Source organism: Aquimarina celericrescens (assembly GCF_042682765.1).
Classification (GTDB): domain Bacteria; phylum Bacteroidota; class Bacteroidia; order Flavobacteriales; family Flavobacteriaceae; genus Aquimarina; species Aquimarina celericrescens.
In genome coordinates, this window is sequence record NZ_JBHUHY010000034.1 from 1 (window position 1) to 19,588 (window position 19,588).

The following is a 19,588-nucleotide window of genomic DNA, read 5'->3' on the forward strand; positions in this document are numbered from 1 at the left end:
AACTAGGGGGAAGTAAACTTAATTGATCCTGATGGTTGGTCTTCCAGACTTGTGTGCGTTTCATATCTAAAAATACAAACAACACAAATCTTATCAAAAAAAAAAGCTGCCTTTTTAGACAGCCTCTTTTTATTCAATAAAAATATATCGTTTTCAAATTTTAAAGGTAAGTACAGGTCTTTTCGCATGGTTTACCACATCTTCACCCAGACTGCCATTAATAAAATGAGATATTCCTCTTCGACCATGGGTACTAATGCCAATCATACCAGCCTTAACAGACTCGGCAAAATTTAAAATTCCTTTTTCTACTGTGATATCGTTATAAATATTTAAGGTGTAGTTGTCGATTTCTAAATCAGCTATCATATCATTCATTTTGTTTTCGGTTTCATAGGTTGTTTTGAAACCGTTGGCCGTATTTACCCAAACCAAATGTAGTTTTGCATTAATTGATTTGGCAAATTCGTTGGCGGCTAATAAAGATGGCTTGTCTTCGTCATCAAAATTGGTGGCATATACAAAATCATCAATCTCAAATATTTCACAATCTTCCTTAATTACTAATACGGGTTTTTTAGAAGTGCGAACAATTTTTTCTGCGTTAGAACCAATAAACAATTCTTCAAAACCTGAAGATCCGTGAGACCCCATTATTATTATGTCTACATCATTTTTTGTGCTGGAATCGATAATACCATGCATTACGTCCTCAAAGCTCACTGTTTCAACTACCTCAATACCTTTCAAGAAATCCTGATCCAGAACTTCTTCAAATTTTTTATGAGTTTGTTTCATAAAAAAAACAGCTTCAGGAGCAGGTGCTGGTGTGCCAGAAGACATAAGATCTGTAAGGTGTACCGGAAGTTCTAAAATATGAAGTAAATAAATCGTAGCATCATTTTTTTTTGCAATCTGTGCTGCTACTTTTAATGCACTTTCTGCTTGTTTAGAAAAATCGGTAGGCACAAGTATACTCTTGATCATAATATTGCTTTTTGAAATATGTTAGTTAATTACATTATGTGTTCAAAATTTTAGAGTCATATCAAGATAGTTTACGAGAAGAGTATATATTGATAACTCTTTATACCAAAGAAAACTACCCAATATTGAATATATTAAAATTACAAAATAAATTCATTCTTTATCATGTTTTGAATCTAAGATATTATTACTATCTTTGCACCGTTGAAATTAAAAAACCAGATGGAGGGGACAAAAAGTCCCCTCTTTTTATCTATTTATGTCATTAAAAGATAAGGCTCAAAAATTATTAGAAGAAGCGCTCTTAGAAAACCCGTCTTTATTTCTAATCGATTACAAAATTAGTCCCGATAATAGTATTGAAGTTGTTATAGATGGAGATGAAGGAGTTAAGGTAGAAGATTGTATAGCTATAAGCAGAGCTATCGAACATAATCTTGATCGCGACCAAGAGGATTTTTCACTTCAAGTAATGTCTGCAGGAGTGTCAGAAGGGTTAAGGCATATTCGGCAGTACAAGAAAAATCTTGGCAGAAAACTAAAAATAAAAACCAACGAAGGGACAATAGAAGGGGAATTAATTTCAGTAACTGAAGATGCAGTTGCACTAACCTGGAAAACAAGAGAGCCAAAACCCGTTGGGAAGGGTAAGGTTACAGTTCTTAAAGAGGCCACTGTAGCTTATGAAAATATTGTAGAAGCAAAAGTTATGATAACATTTTAATTATAAATTGATATGGAAAATATCGCATTAATAGAATCATTTTCAGAATTCAAGGATGATAAGTTTATAGACCGAGTGACATTAATGTCTATCTTAGAAGATGTATTTAGAAATGCTCTAAAGAAGAAATTTGGTAGTGATGATAATTTCGATATCATTATAAATCCTGATAAAGGAGATTTAGAAATTTGGAGGAATCGTGTCGTAGTAGCAGATGGCGAAGTTGAAGATGATAACCAGGAAATTTCTTTGACTGCTGCTCGCAAGATTGAGCCTGATTTTGAAGTAGGTGAAGATGTTTCTGAAGAAGTGAAGCTTATCGATTTGGGAAGACGTTCAATTTTAGCACTACGCCAAAATTTGATATCCAAAATACACGAACACGACAATACCAATATATACAAACAATTTAAAGAATTAGAAGGGGAGATCTATACTGCAGAGGTGCATCATATTCGTCATAGAGCAATCATTATGTTAGATGATGAGGGTAATGAGATTATTTTACCAAAAGATAGACAAATACCTTCAGACTTTTTTCGCAAAGGAGAGAATGTACGAGGGGTTATAGAGTCTGTAGAACTTAAAGGAAATAAACCGTCAATAATTATGTCTAGAACCTCTCCGCTGTTTTTAGAAAAATTGTTCGAATCTGAAATACCTGAAGTTTTTGATGGATTAATCACAGTGAAAAAGGTGGTTAGAATCCCAGGTGAAAAAGCAAAAGTGGCTGTTGATTCTTATGATGATAGGATAGATCCTGTAGGGGCTTGTGTTGGGATGAAAGGTTCACGTATACACGGTATCGTAAGAGAATTGGGTAACGAAAATATTGATGTTATCAATTATACTAATAATGTACAGTTATATATTACCAGGGCTCTTAGTCCGGCAAAGGTAACTTCTATAAAAATAGATGAAGAAAGCGGTCGAGCAGAAGTAATGTTAAGGCCGGAAGAGGTTTCTAAAGCTATTGGTAGAGGTGGCCACAACATAAGATTGGCAGGTCAACTTACAGGTTATGAGATAGATGTATTTAGAGAAGGTGTAGAAGAAGATGTAGAGTTAACAGAATTTACTGATGAAATCGATTCTTGGATTATTGAAGAATTCTCTAAAATAGGATTGGATACAGCTAAGAGTATTTTAGAGCAAGATTTGGCTGATCTGGTAAAGAGAACTGACTTGGAAGAAGAGACAGTAAGTGAAGTAATCAAAATATTAAAATCAGAATTTGAGGATTAATAAACTCAATTAATTTATATTTGAGCATTAAATAAGAGGCGTTTATGGCTGAAGCAAAAACAATGAGATTAAATAAGGTATTACGTGAATTCAATATCTCGCTAGATCGGGCTGTTGACTTTTTGAGTTCAAAAGGTCATGATATTGATGCACGTCCTACCACAAAAATTTCTGAAGATATTTATCAGCTCTTGTGTGATGAATTTCAGACAGATAAGAGTAAAAAAGTAGCTTCAAAAGAGGTTGGAGAAGAGAAAAGAAAGGAGAAAGAAGCGCTACGTGTACAGATTGAGCATGAGCAAGAAGAAAAACGTAAGCAAGCCGAAGCCCGAGAAGTTGTTAAAGCCAAGGCTAAATTAAGCGGCCCTAAGCAAGTAGGAAAAATTGAATTAGACAAGAAAAAAGAAAAGGAAGAAGCATCACAGCCCGAAGAAAAGATCGATGTTTCTCCAAAGAAAGAAGAGGTAAAAAGAAAAGAACCTGAAGTAGTTTCAAATCGACCTGTTAAAAAAGGGATTAAAATTACAAAACAGGCACCTCCTAAAGAAACAAAACAAGAAAAGCCTGTAGAGCCTGTAGAACCAGTTGTTAGTAAAGATACTCCTGAAGTGTCAGAAACTGAAGGAACAGCTGAAACAGGAACAGTGAAAACCCAATATAAAAAATTGGATGGCCCCAATTTTACAGGTCAAAAAATTGATTTAACACAATTTAAAAAGCCAGCCAAAAAGAAAGACGACAAATCTGATAAAAAGACTGGTGGTGCTGGGACTGATGCCAAAAAACGTCGCAGAAGAATTAGTAAAGAAAGTGGTTCTCAAGGAGGAGGTAGACCAGGTGGAGGCCAAGGTGGTGGAAACCGAGGCCAGGGAGGCCGAGGTCGTGGACCGGCAAAAGGGAAAAGACCGCCTATAGTTAAAGAAGAACCGAGTGAAGAAGAAGTGCAAAAACAGGTTAGAGAAACCCTAGAAAAACTACAGGGTAAATCTAGCAAATCAAAAGCTGCAAAATACCGTAGAGATAAAAGAGATCAGCACCGTCAAAAGGCTGAGGATGATGTTGCACAACAAGAACAGGAAAGTAAAGTGCTTCAGGTGACTGAGTTTGTTACAGTATCTGAAGTTGCTACAATGATGAATGTATCTACAACCGAGGTAATATCAGCGTGTATGTCCTTGGGTATTATGGTAACCATGAATCAGCGTTTGGATGCAGAGACACTTTCTATAGTAGCAGATGAGTTTGGATACGAAGTTAATTTTGTGACTGCCGATATCGAGGAATCTATAGAAGAAGTGGTTGATGCACCAGAAGATATGGTTCCAAGAGCGCCAATAGTTACTGTAATGGGTCATGTAGATCATGGTAAAACATCATTACTTGACTATATAAGAGAAGAAAATGTAATCGCCGGTGAAAGTGGTGGTATTACTCAGCATATTGGTGCATATGGGGTTCAGCTCGAAAATGGACAGAAGATTGCATTTTTAGATACACCAGGTCACGAAGCATTTACCGCGATGCGTGCACGTGGTGCCCAGGTTACAGATTTAGCTATTATTGTTATTGCCGCAGATGATGATGTAATGCCGCAAACCAAAGAAGCAATTAGTCATGCACAAGCTGCTGGCGTTCCTATCGTGTTTGCTATTAATAAAGTGGATAGGCCAGAAGCAAATCCTGAAAAAATAAAGGAAAAACTTGCTTCTATGAATCTATTGGTAGAAGACTGGGGAGGTAAAATTCAATCGCATGACATTTCTGCCAAAACTGGTGCCGGAGTAAAAGAGCTATTAGAAAAAGTATTGCTTGAAGCTGAAATTCTTGAACTTAAAGCAAATCCTAATCGCCTGGCAACAGGTACTGTGGTCGAAGCATTCTTGGATAAAGGACGGGGATATGTATCTACTATCTTGGTACAAGCAGGAACATTGCGTGTAGGAGATTATGTTCTAGCAGGTAAAAATAGTGGTAAAGTGAAGGCTATGCAGGATGAACGTGGTAATGATGTGAAAGAGGCGGGTCCTTCTACACCAGTTTCTATTTTAGGGCTGGATGGTGCTCCACAAGCAGGTGACAAGTTCAATGTATTAGAAGATGAGCGTGAGGCAAAGGATATTGCATCAAAACGTGCTCAACTACATAGAGAACAGTCTGTACGTACACAACGACATATAACACTTGATGAGATCGGACGAAGAATTGCTCTTGGTGATTTCAAAGAGTTAAATATTATCCTGAAAGGTGATGTGGATGGTTCTGTGGAAGCATTAACAGATTCGTTCCAGAAGCTGTCGACTGAAGAAATTCATGTAAATATTATCCATAAAGCTGTTGGTGCAATTACAGAAAGTGATGTGCTACTGGCATCTGCTTCTGATGCAATTATTATAGGATTTAACGTAAGGCCCGCAGGTAATGCCAGACAGGTTGCAGATAAGGAAGAAATAGACATCAGAACGTATTCTATCATTTATGACGCTATAAATGATCTTAAAGATGCAATGGAAGGAATGCTTTCTCCTGTTATGAAAGAAGAAATTACCGGTACTGCCGAAATCAGAGAGACATTTAAGATTTCAAAAGTTGGTACCATTGCTGGATGTATGGTGCAAAGTGGTAAGATTTTTAGAAATTCAGGAATTCGATTGATCAGAGAAGGTGTGGTCGTATATACTGGAGAACTGGCTTCTTTAAAACGCTTTAAAGATGATGTTAAAGAAGTTAGTAAAGGATATGATTGTGGTCTCCAGATCAAAAATTATAATGATATAAAGGAAGGCGATATCGTTGAAGCATATCAAGAAGTTGCAGTGAAGAAAAAACTGTAATGTTGCTTGAAGATTATAACACAAAAAAACCTCTGATCAGAGGTTTTTTTGTGTTATGTATTTTTACGAGCTTAACAGAAATATTTTCATTCGGGCTTGAAAATAAATGCATTAGGAAACTTGTTATGCACTTCTTTAAGAGCTCTATCGGCATCGAGTCTTGTCCGGTAATTTCCTAACCAAACTTTATAATTCGGTGTTTCCCATCTAATTGTAGAATCCCACTGCGGAAATGTTTCTTTTGAAGATTTCATAATCTCGTTTGCCTGGTTCAAATTCCCATAATACAATTGGATTTTGTAGCGATCACTAAACTCCCCCTCTTTATCCATTTTGGATTTTAAATTAAGAAGTATTTTAATTCTTGGGTCTTGATTTATTGTAACAGCAGCTTCCGGCTGTTCTGTAAAAGTTATGGGTATAAAATTATTTCCATCAAGGTCGCTGGTAGAAGAATTTGAGCTGTTTTGAGCAACTAATGATGCTATACCAATAAGATAGAAACTTAGTGAAAAAATAAGAGGTTTTATGTTTAACATTCTCATTACAAATTAATTTGATACAAAGGTAAAGTTTAATAACTCAAAATTATTAAAAAATATTATTTAGAATTATTATAAATTAGTAGTTAACGCTTCTATAGCATTTCCAAAATCGACTTATTATAGTACTTTTGCTGTCGAATTAAAAGTGCCGGTTTTTTGATCTTTTTTAGATTATGATAGAAAAAACCATACCAAAATTAAGACGATAATTCTACTTAATAATATGAAACAGGTGAAATACCGAAATTCAGCCTCCAAAATCCTAATCCTAGGAACTGTTTTTTTATTTACTCTATTTAATCCTGTTTTTGGACAGGAGGAAGCGACTACCGATGTTGCTGTTACAGAAGAAGCTTCATCTGGAGGGGATGTAGCTAAAGGGGAGGAATTGTTCAAATCTCTTTGTGCGGCTTGTCATAAACGTTATAAAAGGGCAGTAGGTCCTGCGCTTTATGGGGTGGCAGATAAGTATGAGAGAGAATGGTTGTATTCTTGGATTAAAAATAGTGCTGCTATGATTGCTTCTGGTGATCCTCAGGCAATTGCTATTTATGAAGAATACAATAGGACTGCTATGAATGCATTTCCGCAATTGTCTAATACTGATATCGATAATATTTTGGCGTATGTAATGGTGCCAAAAGCCGAACCTGCACCAGCAGCAGCTGGAGCAACAGCTGATGCCGGAGCGGGCGCGACGGGTACCGGAGTTTCTATCGATGTTATTTTGGCAATACTTGCTCTTGTTTTTCTAATGCTCATGGTGGTACTGTTTTTGGTGAATAAAACCCTTCGAAGTTTTGCCGAAGCAAATAATGTGGAATTACCAGAGCCAGAAGTTAGAACACCCATCTGGAAAGCGTTTGTTCAAAATCAATTCTTAGTATTGGTTACGGCAATATTTTTATTGTTGGCTAGTGGATATTTTGTGTATGGGTATTTTATGCAGGTAGGTGTTGATCAAGGTTATGCTCCTATTCAGCCGATTCATTATTCGCATAAAATTCACGCTGGAGCTAATCAAATAGAGTGTAAATATTGTCATTCTTCTGCAAGAGTTTCTAAACATTCGGGGATTCCCTCTCTCAATGTATGTATGAATTGTCATAAGTCTATTGCTGAAGTAGCCGAAACCACGGCTACTGAAGAGTATTCTAAAGAATTTTATGATGGTGAAATCCAAAAGCTGTACAAAGCTGTTGGTTGGGATCAAAATACTCAATCTTATACAGGAGAAACAGAACCAGTAAAATGGGTTCGTATTCATAATTTACCTGATTTTGCATATTTCAATCATTCTCAGCACGTTAGTGTTGCAGGTATAGAGTGTCAAACGTGTCATGGTCCTGTTGAGGAGATGGAAATCATGTATCAGCACGCTCCATTAACTATGGGATGGTGTATAAACTGTCACAGAGAAACAAATGTGAAAGTTGCAGATAACAAATACTATGAGAAGATTCATAAAGAACTCTCAAAGAAATATGGTGTTGATCAATTGACGGCTGCTCAAATGGGTGGTCTGGAATGTGGTAAATGTCATTATTAATTAAAAATATCCGAAATTTCGGAAAATAGTAAGAAGCTAATATCAATTATATATGTCATCAAACAAGAAATACTGGAAAAGTGTTGAAGAGCTAAACGAAAATAGCTCTATTGTTGAGACGCTACAACAAAACGAATTCGTTCAGGAAATCCCAACGGATGAGTTTTTGGGAGATAAATCATCTTTAGAGAATTCTTCAACTTCTCGACGTGATTTTCTTAAATATGTAGGTTTTAGTACTGCAGCTGCTTCATTAGCAGCATGTGAAGGTCCGGTTAAAAAATCAATACCTTACGTAGTTCAGCCAGAGAGAATAGTTCCTGGGGTTGCGAATTATTATGCAACAACTATTGCAGACGGGTTTGATTTTGCTAGTGTTTTAATCAAAACCAGAGAAGGAAGACCTATAAAAGTAGAGAGTAATAATCTTGCGAAGTCTAACGGCGATGCTAATGCAAGAGTTCATGCTTCTGTATTATCATTGTATGATAGCTCTCGTCTTCAGGGGCCAAAAAAGGCTGGTGAAGATATAAGCTGGCAAGATCTAGATAAAGAGGTTGGGGCTAAGCTCAAAGCTCTGGGAGGAAAAAAGATCGTTTTGCTTACGCAAACTTTTGCAAGTCCTTCAACATCTAAATTAATAGGAGAGTTTAAAGCGAAGTATCAAAATGTTGCTCATGTTGTTTATGATACAGTCTCGCAAAGCGAAGCTTTGGATGCGTATCAAATGATGTACGGTAATAGAGCATTGGCTGATTATGATTTTTCTAAAGTAGATACTATCGTAAGCGTTGGAGCAGACTTTTTAGGAGATTGGCAAGGTGGAGGATACGATAGTGGTTATGCAAAAGGTCGTATCCCAAAAAATGGAAAAATGTCTAAGCATATCCAGTTTGAGTCCAATATGTCGCTTACTGGTGCTAATGCAGATACTAGAATTGCAATAACTCCTTCAGAACAAAAGCAAGTGCTTTCTGCATTATATGCGTATGTTACAGGTTCTGGTTCCAAAAGTTCATTAGGAGCTGATTTAGATGCAAAGGTTATTAAAGCCTCTGAGCATATTAGAAAAGCAGGAAGTAACGCAGTTGTGGTTTCTGGTGTTCAAGATGTTGATGCACAATTGGTCGTACTTGCAATTAATAAAGCTATCAAAAGTAAGGCTTTTAACGAAAGTACTCCACGCATGATACGACAAGGGGATGCAAAAGCGGTAGCTCAGCTTGTCAAAGATATGAATGCGGGTCGTGTAGGTGGATTGTTAGTCGCAGGAGTAAACCCGATGTATTCACTGCCTAATGCTGATGAATTTAAGACTGGCCTTGAAAAAGTAAATGCTTCGGGAGTTTCAGTTGCATTTAGTATGCACGATGATGAGACTGCAACATTATGCCAGTATACAGCGACTACGCCTCATTATCTTGAATCTTGGGGTGATGTAGAGTTAAAGAAAGGTAGCTACAGCTTAATGCAGCCCACGATTCGACCTTTGTTTGATACACGTCAGTTTCAGGAAACCTTATTAATGTGGATAGGAAATTCGTCAACATACCACGACTATATAAAAAACACATGGACAGGCGTTTTAGGAGGAACATCCTGGAATCAGGCTTTGCATGACGGGATACTGGTAAAACCGGTATTTCCGAAACAAGCATTAGAAGAAGCTCTCGAAACCCCTGAAGGAGATGCCGAGGCTGCTCCAATTTCTTCCGGTCCAAATGTTGCTGCAGCTGCAAGAAGACTTTCAATAGCAAAAGCGAGCGGATTAGAGCTTACTTTGTATACGAAAATATCTCTTGGTGATGGGCAACAGGCCAATAATCCTTGGCTACAAGAAATGCCAGACCCTATTACAAGAACATCTTGGGATAACTATTTGACGGTTTCTGCATCTGATGCTTCAGATCTAGGTTTGATTAATGAAAATGTAGCTAACGGTGCCCTAAACGGTAGTTATGCAAAAGTAACTGTTGCTGGCAAGGAAGTTATAGTTCCAGTTATTATACAGCCAGGTCAAGCAAAGGGTGCTGTAGGTTTAGCATTAGGATATGGTAAATCAAAAGGACTTAAGGAGGAAATGGTAGTGGGTGTAAATGCTTACCCTTTATATCAGGATTTTAACGCGGTGCAAAATGTTTCTGTCACTGCTGTTGAGGGGGTACATGAGTTTGCTTGTGTGCAGTTACATAATACACTAATGGGTCGTGGTGATATCGTAAAGGAGACGACACTTGAAATATTTAATACAAAAGATAAACACGAATGGAATGCGATTCCAGAGGTAAGTAAAAATCATATAGAGTATGAAGTTACTTCTCCTGAAGTTGATCTTTGGGATGAGTTCGATCGTTCTATAGGACATCACTTTAATCTGTCTATAGATCTAAATGCTTGTACAGGTTGTGGAGCTTGTGTGATTGCTTGTCATGCAGAGAATAACGTTCCAGTGGTTGGTAAGACCGAAGTGCGTAGATCTCGTGATATGCACTGGTTGCGTATTGACCGTTATTACTCTTCTCAGGATAGCTTTGAAACAGATAATGAAAAGAAAGATAACATTGCTGGTTTAGGGAGCTCTTTATCAGAATTTGGTGAAATGGAAACTCCAGCAGACAATCCACAGGTTGTATTCCAACCGGTAATGTGTCAGCATTGTAATCATGCTCCTTGCGAAACGGTATGTCCTGTGGCTGCTACATCGCATAGTAGACAAGGACAAAATCATATGGCGTATAATCGTTGTGTGGGTACAAGGTATTGTGCGAACAACTGTCCTTATAAAGTGCGTAGATTTAACTGGTTCTTGTATAACAACAATGACGAGTTTGATTATCATATGAATAATGATTTAGGTAGAATGGTTATTAACCCTGATGTTACCGTACGTTCTAGAGGGGTAATGGAAAAGTGTTCTATGTGTATCCAAATGACCCAAAAGACTATTTTGGATGCAAAAAGAGAAGGGAGAGCAATTAAAGATGGTGAATTCCAGACGGCTTGTTCTTCTGCTTGTTCATCTGGTGCAATTGTATTTGGTGATATCAATGATGAAGACAGCGAAGTAGCTAAACTCAAGGAAGATAATCGTATGTATCACTTACTAGAGCATGTGGGAACTAAACCAAATGTGATGTATCAAACGAAAGTAAGAAATACTACAGAAGCCTAATTAACTAAATAAAGAATCAATTCAATATATAAAGGATTATGTCTCATTACGAAGCACCTATAAGAAAGCCTTTAGTAACCGGCGATAAAACATATCACGATGTAACAATCGATGTTGCAGCACCGGTTGAAGGTAAAGCAAATAAATCTTGGTGGATTGTATTTTCTATCGCACTTATTGCTTTCCTCTGGGGGATAGGTTGTATTATATATACAGTTTCTACAGGTATAGGAACCTGGGGATTAAACAAAACAGTAGGATGGGCCTGGGATATCACCAACTTTGTATGGTGGGTGGGTATTGGTCACGCTGGAACTCTTATTTCGGCCGTGTTATTATTATTCCGTCAAAAATGGAGAATGGCAATTAACCGTTCTGCTGAGGCAATGACTATCTTTTCAGTTATTCAGGCGGGATTATTCCCGATCATTCATATGGGACGACCATGGTTAGCTTATTGGGTACTTCCTATACCTAACCAGTTTGGATCTTTATGGGTTAACTTTAACTCTCCATTACTTTGGGACGTATTTGCGATCTCTACATATCTTTCTGTATCATTGGTATTTTGGTGGACAGGTTTGTTGCCAGATTTTGCAATGATCAGGGATCGTGCAATTACACCCTTTAATAAGAAAATTTATAGTATTCTATCTTTCGGTTGGAGTGGTAGAGCAAAAGACTGGCAGCGTTTTGAAGAAGTTTCTTTGGTATTGGCAGGTCTGGCCACACCACTTGTACTTTCTGTACACACCATTGTATCGTTTGACTTTGCTACGTCAGTAATTCCTGGGTGGCATACCACGATCTTTCCTCCGTATTTTGTTGCAGGGGCAATTTTTTCTGGATTTGCGATGGTAAACACCCTTCTTATTATTATGAGAAAGGTCTCTAATCTTGAGAATTATATTACTATTCAACACATAGAATTAATGAACATAGTAATCATGATTACAGGTTCTATTGTTGGAGTCGCCTACATTACTGAGCTTTTTATAGCTTGGTACTCTGGAGTAGAATACGAGCAGTATGCGTTCTTAAACAGAGCCACAGGGCCTTATTGGTGGGCATACTGGGCAATGATGTCTTGTAACGTGTTCTCACCTCAATTTATGTGGTTTCCAAAATTAAGGAGAAGTATTATGTTCTCTTTCATTATCTCGATTGTTGTAAATATAGGGATGTGGTTTGAGCGTTTTGTAATCATTGTGACCTCTTTGCATAGAGATTATTTACCATCTTCATGGACCATGTTTTCGCCAACTTTTGTAGATATTGGAATATTTATAGGAACTATAGGTTTCTTCTTTGTGTTGTTCTTGTTGTATGCTCGTACATTCCCCGTGATTGCGCAAGCAGAGGTTAAGACAATTTTGAAATCTTCAGGAGAAAAATATAAGAAATTAAGAGAAGCAGGCATAGATCATAGGGATGAACTTCCTAAGGTTGGAGTTAAAGTTTCTTCAGATACAATAGAGAAAGAAGTTAAAACCAAGGATGTTATTACAGCGACCAAAGAGCAACTTGATGATTTGTTAGGTAATCTTGGAACCTTTGATCCTGCTACTCAAACTGCAGATGATCTTAAGAAAGTGAACGGCATAGGGCCGGTAATGGAGAAGAAACTAAACGAGATTGGGATATTCACTTTTGATCAGGTTAGTAAAATGACCGAAAAAGAATATGATTTGTTAGATAATATAACAGGGTCTTTCCCAGGAAGAGCGCAACGTGATGACTGGGCTGGTCAGGCCGAAAAACTTAAAAATAACTAGAAGTATGGCATCAAAAGTTATACATGCATTATATACAGATGATGATGTCCTGATGGACGCAGTAAAAAAAGTTCGTTCAGAGCATTATCATATCGAAGAGGTGTTTTGTCCTTTTCCTGTCCATGGTTTGGATAAAGCTATGGGGATTCCTCATACTCGTTTAGCGATTACATCTTTTTTGTATGGATGTGTAGGATTAACTGTTGCAATTTTGATGATGAATTATATCATGATCGAAGATTGGCCGCAGGATATAGGAGGAAAGCCGAGTTTTAGCTACATAGAAAATATGCCAGCTTTCGTTCCGATTATGTTTGAGCTGACGGTATTTTTTGCGGCACATTTAATGGTAATTACTTTTTATATGAGAAGTAGATTATGGCCATTTAAAAAAGCTGAAAATCCAGATGTTAGAACTACAGATGATCATTTTTTGATGGAAGTTGATGCGGGTAATCATGATGTAGAGAAGCTTACAAGTTTCTTAGGTAATACAGGAGCGGTAGAGATTAAAGTAATAGATAAGCAAGAAGATAACCATTAGTAATAATGAAAAAAACTATAAATATAGTAACAGTGGCAGTTTTGATGTTGACAGCTTTTTCTTGTAAAGAAGAAAGAAAGCCAAATTATCAGTATATGCCTAATATGTATGAATCAGTTGGTTATGAAACTTATGGGGAGTACCAAGTGTTTGAAAATGAACAGGAAGCTAAATTACCTGTAGAAGGGTCAATCCCTAGAGGATGGATGCCATACGATTATGAGAATTCTAATGAAGGGTATAAACTTGCCAAGGATTCGTTGAAAAATCCTATCAAATATACCAAAGAAAATGAAGAAGCAGGTAAGGCCTTGTATGATATATACTGTGCAATTTGTCATGGTTCAAAAGGTAAAGGAAAAGGATATTTGGTAGAAAGAGAAAAAATTCTTGGTGTACCAAGCTATGATGATGCCGGTAGGGCAATTACCGAAGGTAGTATATACCATGTAATGTATTACGGGATAAACTCAATGGGATCTTATGCTTCTCAAACCAGCGAACATGAACGTTGGCAAATTGTTCAGTATGTTCAAAAATTGAAGGCAGATCTTGAAGGAACAACTCCAAGAATTGATTCAGAAAGTGATGCACCATCTAATTTGATTCCTGCCGTTAATAAAAGACCAGAGGAAGAAGAATACCAAGAAACAGAAGCTCAGAATAACGCACAATAAGAAGTGCATAGTTTAAAAAGTTAAGAATAACGATATTATAAAGATATGTATACGCTATCAAACAGATTAAGATTATTTTCTATCATTCTTATGGTTGTAGGTCTTGTAGGTCTTATCATAGGATTTGCAGGTAGACCTGGGTCTATAGAAGAAGTAAAAGAAATGATGGCAGCGCACGATGCTCATGGAGGAGGCCATGGTGAGTCCGAAACCGAAACTTATAGCGGTAATACCGTGCATGCAGAGCATGATTTGGATAAAGACTTACACACTGGAGATGCACACTACGAACATATTTTACATCAATTGCAAAATAAACCTTGGGCTTCCTTGTATGTGGCAGCATTTTTCTTTTTTATGATTGCATTAGGGGTGTTAGCGTTTTATGCTATACAGTTTGCAGCACAAGCAGGATGGTCACCTGTATTATTTAGGGTTATGGAAGCCATAACTGCGTATTTAGTACCTGGGGGAATTATCCTTTTTGTAATATTAGCATTATCTGGATTTCATGTAAATCATCTATTTATCTGGGCAGATCCTGAAATTGTAGATCACGATAAGTTAATTCAAGGTAAGTCGAGTTGGTTAAATGGTACCGGATTTATTATTAGAGCTGCAATTTTTCTAAGCGGTTGGTTGTTATATCGACATTTTGCAGTAAAATATTCTAGAAAACAAGATGAAGAACCAGAAGGGAATAAATGGTATAAGAAGAGCTTTAAAATATCAGCCGGATTTTTAGTATTCTTTATTTATACAGAATCTATGATGTCATGGGACTGGATTATGAGTTTTGATCCTCACTGGTTTAGTACATTATTTGGATGGTATGTGTTTGCAAGCTTGTTCGTTTCTGGTATAACTACAATTGCATTAATAACAATCTACCTTAAATCAAAAGGATATTTAGAATTTGTAAATGACAGTCATATACATGATTTAGCAAAGTTTATGTTTGGTATTAGTATTTTCTGGACATACCTTTGGTTTTCGCAGTTTATGCTAATATGGTATTCTAATATCCCTGAAGAGGTAACCTATTTTATTACTCGTATAGAAGATTATAAGTTGCCATTTTTTGGAATGTTGGTTATGAATTTTATATTCCCATTATTAGTATTAATGAACAGTGATTTTAAACGGGTAAATTGGTTTGTAGTTATGGCTGGTATAGTTATTCTTTGCGGTCACTATATAGATGTTTTTAACATGGTAATGCCTGCTACTGTTGGTGAATCCTGGTTTATCGGTATCAGTGAAATAAGTGCTGTGTTATTGTTTTTAGGATTGTTCTTGTTTGTAGTGTTTAGAGCACTTACCAAAGCTCCGTTATTGGCAAAAGGAAATCCGTATTTAGAGGAAAGTAAACACTTCCATTATTAAAAAGTTTGAATTGTAAAAAAAGAAGATAGATAAAAATGACTGTATTCTTAACCATAGTAATTATAGCACTCTTTGGAATCACCTTGTGGCAAATGTCAAAGATTTTGAAACTGTCACAGTTGAAAAATGCAGATGATTCTCAAGTAGCAAACGATAAGGATAATAATATGCAAGGTAAGCTCATGCTTGGCTTTGTAATATTTATTTACTTATTAACTATATTTTGTTTTGTTCAATATCGTAGTTTTTTCCTTCCAGAATCGGCTTCAGAGCACGGTGTAGATTATGACCAATTGATGTTAATCTCTATGGTGCTTATTATGTTCGTACAAATAATTACGCAAGGACTTTTACACTACTTTGCATATAAGTACAGAGGGAAAAAGGAAAATAAAGCATTGTTCTTTGCAGATAATGATAAATTAGAGTTTATCTGGACAATTATTCCAGTTATTGTATTAGCCGGATTAATTATATACGGATTGTTCACCTGGACAGATATCATGAATATAGATGAAGAGGAAGGAGACCCTCTAATTGTAGAATTATATGCGTACCAATTTGATTGGAGAGCAAGATATTCAGGAGAGGATAATGTTTTAGGAAAAGCAAACGTTCGTTTTATAGAAGGTATCAATACATTGGGTATAGATGCTTCGGATAACTATGGAAAAGATGATAAAGTTACTAATGAGTTACATTTACCGGTGAATAGAAAAGTAATTTTCAAAATGAGATCACAGGATGTATTACACTCTGCGTATATGCCATTTTTTAGAGCTCAAATGAATGTGGTTCCTGGGATGATTACAGAATTTTCGTATACTCCTACCAAAACTACTGAAGAAATGAGAAATAGCGAATTTATGGTAGAAAAGGTAGCTACAATTAATAAGATTAGAAGAGAAAAAAGCAAGAAACTGGTGGCAGCAGGAGATGAGGCTTTAGAAACCTATGAGTTTGATTATTATTTACTATGTAACAAGATTTGTGGAGCTTCCCATTATAATATGCAGATGAAGATTGTTGTAGAGTCCGAAGAGGATTATCAGGAATGGTTAAAAACACAACAGACTTTTGGAGAGCAATTATCAGCTCAAGCAAGCAATTAAGAAGAAAAAGAAAAAGAAAGATTAATATTTTATTAAAAAAATAGCGATATGTCAGCAATAGCACACGTAGATGATCATGCGCATGATGACCATGGACATCATCATAAGGAGACATTTATTACCAAATATATCTTTAGTCAGGATCATAAAATGATCTCTAAACAGTATTTGATTACTGGTTTGATTATGGGTATAATTGGTATCGCCATGTCATTACTTTTTAGAATGCAATTAGCATGGCCAGACCATAAGTTTACTATTTATGAAATATTCTTAGGAAAATTTGGCACCGATGGTGTAATGGATCCTAGTATTTATCTGGCTCTAGTAACCATTCATGGTACCATTATGGTCTTTTTTGTACTTACTGCTGGTTTGAGTGGTACATTTAGTAACCTTCTTATTCCATTGCAGATAGGTGCACGCGACATGGCATCTGGATTTTTAAATATGATATCATACTGGTTGTTTTTTATAAGTAGTGTAATCATGGTATTGTCTTTATTTGCAGAAGCAGGTCCAGCGTCTGCGGGATGGACAATATATCCTCCTTTAAGTGCCTTACCACAGGCAATAGGTGGTTCTGGAACGGGTATGACCTTATGGTTAGTGTCTATGGCAATATTCATTGCTTCATCACTTTTAGGTTCATTAAACTATGTCGTTACAGTAATTAACCTGCGTACTAAAGGAATGTCTATGACAAGAATGCCATTAACCATTTGGGCATTCTTTGTAACTGCGATAATTGGTATTGTATCTTTCCCTGTACTGCTATCTGCAGCGTTATTGTTGATCATGGATAGAAGTTTTGGTACTTCATTTTATCTAAGTGATATCTATATTCAAGGTGAAGTCTTACATAATCAGGGTGGTTCACCAGTTCTTTTTGAACATCTATTTTGGTTTTTGGGACATCCAGAGGTATATATCGTACTACTACCGGCATTAGGGATAACATCAGAAATTATTGCTACCAATGCTCGTAAACCTATATTTGGATATCGAGCGATGGTCGCTTCAATTTTAGCAATTGCATTTCTTTCTACTATTGTTTGGGGTCATCACATGTTCGTTTCTGGGATGAATCCGTTTTTAGGATCTGTATTTACATTTACTACTTTATTAATTGCAATTCCTTCAGCAGTAAAAGCATTTAATTATATTACTACATTGTGGAAAGGTAATTTACAGCTGAATCCTGCCATGTTGTTTTCAATAGGATTAGTATCAACTTTTATTACAGGTGGACTTACCGGAATTATTCTTGGGGATAGTACATTAGACATTAATGTTCATGATACATACTTTGTAGTAGCACATTTCCACTTGGTAATGGGTATTTCTGCCTTATATGGATTATTTGCAGGAGTGTATCACTGGTTCCCTAAAATGTTTGGTAAGATGATGAATAAGAATCTTGGATACGTACATTTCTGGGTGACTGCTATAGGAGCTTATGGGGTATTTTTCCCGATGCACTTTATCGGTATGGTAGGACTGCCCCGTCGTTATTACACCAACTCGGCATTTCCTTATTTTGATGACCTATCTGATACAAATGTACTAATAACAGTCTTTGCATTAATTACCGCAGCGGCACAATTGGTATTCTTGTATAACTTTATAATTTCTATGTTTTATGGTAAAAAAGCCGTTCAAAATCCATGGAAATCTAACACTCTTGAATGGACTACTCCGGTAGAGCATATACATGGTAACTGGCCTGGCGCTATACCTCATGTATATAGATGGCCATACGATTATAGTAAAACTAAAGAAAATGGCGAATATGTAATCGAAGGCCAAGATTTTGTTTCACAAATCACGCCATTGCAAGAAGGAGAAGAAGAATTACATCATTAAGAGATGTTTAAAAATATTGAAAAGCCTTTTCATTTTTATGAAAAGGCTTTTTCTTTTTCTAGTATATTTGTTTACACATGTGATTTGATTCATTGAGATCAAACAGATGTGCTTTTTAATGATGGTGTATACATGAACGAAAATCTCAATCCAACAAACGAAAATTTTTCGAACGAAGATCTTGATGTTGAAAGAGCTTTAAGACCTCTCAATTTTGAGGATTTTGCAGGGCAGGATCAAGTATTAGAAAACTTGAAGATTTTTGTTCAGGCAGCTAACTTACGTGATGATGCTCTGGATCATACATTATTTCATGGTCCTCCAGGACTGGGTAAAACTACACTAGCACACATACTGGCAAATGAGTTAGGAGTAGGGATTAAAGTCACCTCTGGTCCTGTATTAGATAAACCTGGTGATTTGGCAGGATTATTAACTAATCTTGATGATAGAGACGTTCTGTTTATTGATGAGATTCATAGGTTGAGTCCTATAGTCGAAGAATACTTGTATTCTGCCATGGAGGATTATAAGATTGATATTATGATCGAAAGTGGGCCAAATGCACGAACGGTACAAATCAATCTTAGTCCATTTACACTGATAGGTGCAACTACACGTTCCGGACTGCTTACTGCACCAATGAGAGCACGTTTCGGTATTCAATCTCGACTACAATACTACACTACAGAATTATTATCTACTATAGTACAAAGAAGCGCTTACATACTAAAAGTGCCTATTTCTATGGAGGCCGCTATTGAGATAGCGGGTAGAAGTCGTGGTACACCTCGTATTGCAAATGCTTTATTGCGAAGGGTACGCGATTTTGCTCAAATCAAAGGAAATGGAAAGATAGATATCGAAATCTCAAAATTTGCTTTAAAAGCACTCAATGTAGATGCTCATGGTCTGGATGAAATGGATAATAAAATTCTGACTACCTTAATAGATAAATTCAAAGGAGGTCCTGTAGGTATTACAACGTTGGCGACTGCAGTTAGCGAGAGCGCAGAAACCATAGAAGAAGTTTATGAACCATTTTTGATTCAGCAAGGGTTCATCATGCGCACTCCAAGGGGTAGAGAGGTTACAGAAGCAGCATACAAACACCTAGGTAGAATAAAGGGAGGAATCCAGGGAGGATTGTTTTAGTAATTCTAGTATTTTAAGAA

General features: G+C 36.5%; 14 protein-coding genes. 12 read left to right on the forward strand and 2 right to left on the reverse strand.

Going from position 1 to position 19,588, the window contains the following annotated elements; translation table 11 throughout:
* Positions 1-153: 153 nt before the first annotated feature.
* A complete protein-coding gene (locus ACFSJT_RS19605) occupies positions 154-987 on the reverse strand; it encodes a universal stress protein (RefSeq protein WP_378322046.1) in 834 nt (277 codons plus the stop codon).
* 259 nt (positions 988-1,246) lie between these two features.
* On the opposite strand from ACFSJT_RS19605, the gene rimP reads away from it, so the two are divergent.
* The 3 genes from rimP to infB are packed head-to-tail and all read left to right on the forward strand — an operon-like array spanning position 1,247 to position 5,787.
* Entirely contained in the window at positions 1,247-1,711 is a 465-nt protein-coding gene (gene rimP / locus ACFSJT_RS19610) for a ribosome assembly cofactor RimP (RefSeq protein WP_378322047.1), read from the forward strand.
* Between the two features lie 12 nt (positions 1,712-1,723).
* Positions 1,724-2,956 carry a transcription termination factor NusA gene (nusA, locus tag ACFSJT_RS19615; RefSeq protein WP_378322048.1) on the forward strand — a complete coding sequence of 411 codons (1,233 nt, stop codon included), beginning with the start codon at positions 1,724-1,726 and terminating at the stop codon, positions 2,954-2,956.
* A 44-nt stretch (positions 2,957-3,000) separates the two neighbouring features.
* Positions 3,001-5,787, forward strand: a complete 2,787-nt coding sequence (infB, locus tag ACFSJT_RS19620; protein WP_378322050.1) for a translation initiation factor IF-2 — start codon at positions 3,001-3,003, stop codon at positions 5,785-5,787.
* Positions 5,788-5,873: 86 nt separating this feature from the next.
* Here infB and ACFSJT_RS19625 read toward each other — a convergent pair whose 3' ends face one another.
* Entirely contained in the window at positions 5,874-6,326 is a 453-nt protein-coding gene (locus ACFSJT_RS19625; RefSeq protein ID WP_378322051.1) for an SPOR domain-containing protein, read from the reverse strand.
* A 229-nt stretch (positions 6,327-6,555) separates the two neighbouring features.
* Between ACFSJT_RS19625 and ACFSJT_RS19630 the strand changes: the two genes are divergently transcribed.
* The 9 genes from ACFSJT_RS19630 (at position 6,556) to ruvB (ending at position 19,568) form a co-directional block, all read left to right on the forward strand.
* The gene (locus ACFSJT_RS19630; protein ID WP_378322053.1) at positions 6,556-7,881 is read left to right on the forward strand and encodes a c-type cytochrome; all 1,326 of its coding nucleotides are present in this window, start codon (positions 6,556-6,558) and stop codon (positions 7,879-7,881) included.
* 52 nt (positions 7,882-7,933) lie between these two features.
* Positions 7,934-11,053: a TAT-variant-translocated molybdopterin oxidoreductase gene (locus ACFSJT_RS19635; RefSeq protein ID WP_378322054.1), complete on the forward strand. Its 3,120-nt coding sequence runs from the start codon at positions 7,934-7,936 to the stop codon at positions 11,051-11,053.
* Between the two features lie 35 nt (positions 11,054-11,088).
* Entirely contained in the window at positions 11,089-12,828 is a 1,740-nt protein-coding gene (gene nrfD / locus ACFSJT_RS19640) for an NrfD/PsrC family molybdoenzyme membrane anchor subunit (protein WP_378322230.1), read from the forward strand.
* Positions 12,829-12,832: 4 nt separating this feature from the next.
* Positions 12,833-13,372: a DUF3341 domain-containing protein gene (locus tag ACFSJT_RS19645; RefSeq protein ID WP_378322055.1), complete on the forward strand. Its 540-nt coding sequence runs from the start codon at positions 12,833-12,835 to the stop codon at positions 13,370-13,372.
* A 5-nt stretch (positions 13,373-13,377) separates the two neighbouring features.
* Positions 13,378-14,049: a c-type cytochrome gene (locus ACFSJT_RS19650; RefSeq protein WP_378322056.1), complete on the forward strand. Its 672-nt coding sequence runs from the start codon at positions 13,378-13,380 to the stop codon at positions 14,047-14,049.
* Between the two features lie 45 nt (positions 14,050-14,094).
* Positions 14,095-15,435: a quinol:cytochrome C oxidoreductase gene (locus ACFSJT_RS19655; RefSeq protein ID WP_378322057.1), complete on the forward strand. Its 1,341-nt coding sequence runs from the start codon at positions 14,095-14,097 to the stop codon at positions 15,433-15,435.
* Positions 15,436-15,470: 35 nt separating this feature from the next.
* A complete protein-coding gene (locus ACFSJT_RS19660; RefSeq protein ID WP_378322059.1) occupies positions 15,471-16,547 on the forward strand; it encodes a cytochrome c oxidase subunit II in 1,077 nt (358 codons plus the stop codon).
* Between the two features lie 48 nt (positions 16,548-16,595).
* Positions 16,596-18,413: a cytochrome c oxidase subunit I gene (locus tag ACFSJT_RS19665; RefSeq protein WP_378322060.1), complete on the forward strand. Its 1,818-nt coding sequence runs from the start codon at positions 16,596-16,598 to the stop codon at positions 18,411-18,413.
* Between the two features lie 132 nt (positions 18,414-18,545).
* Positions 18,546-19,568, forward strand: a complete 1,023-nt coding sequence (gene ruvB / locus ACFSJT_RS19670) for a Holliday junction branch migration DNA helicase RuvB (protein WP_378322061.1) — start codon at positions 18,546-18,548, stop codon at positions 19,566-19,568.
* Positions 19,569-19,588: the final 20 nt, after the last annotated feature.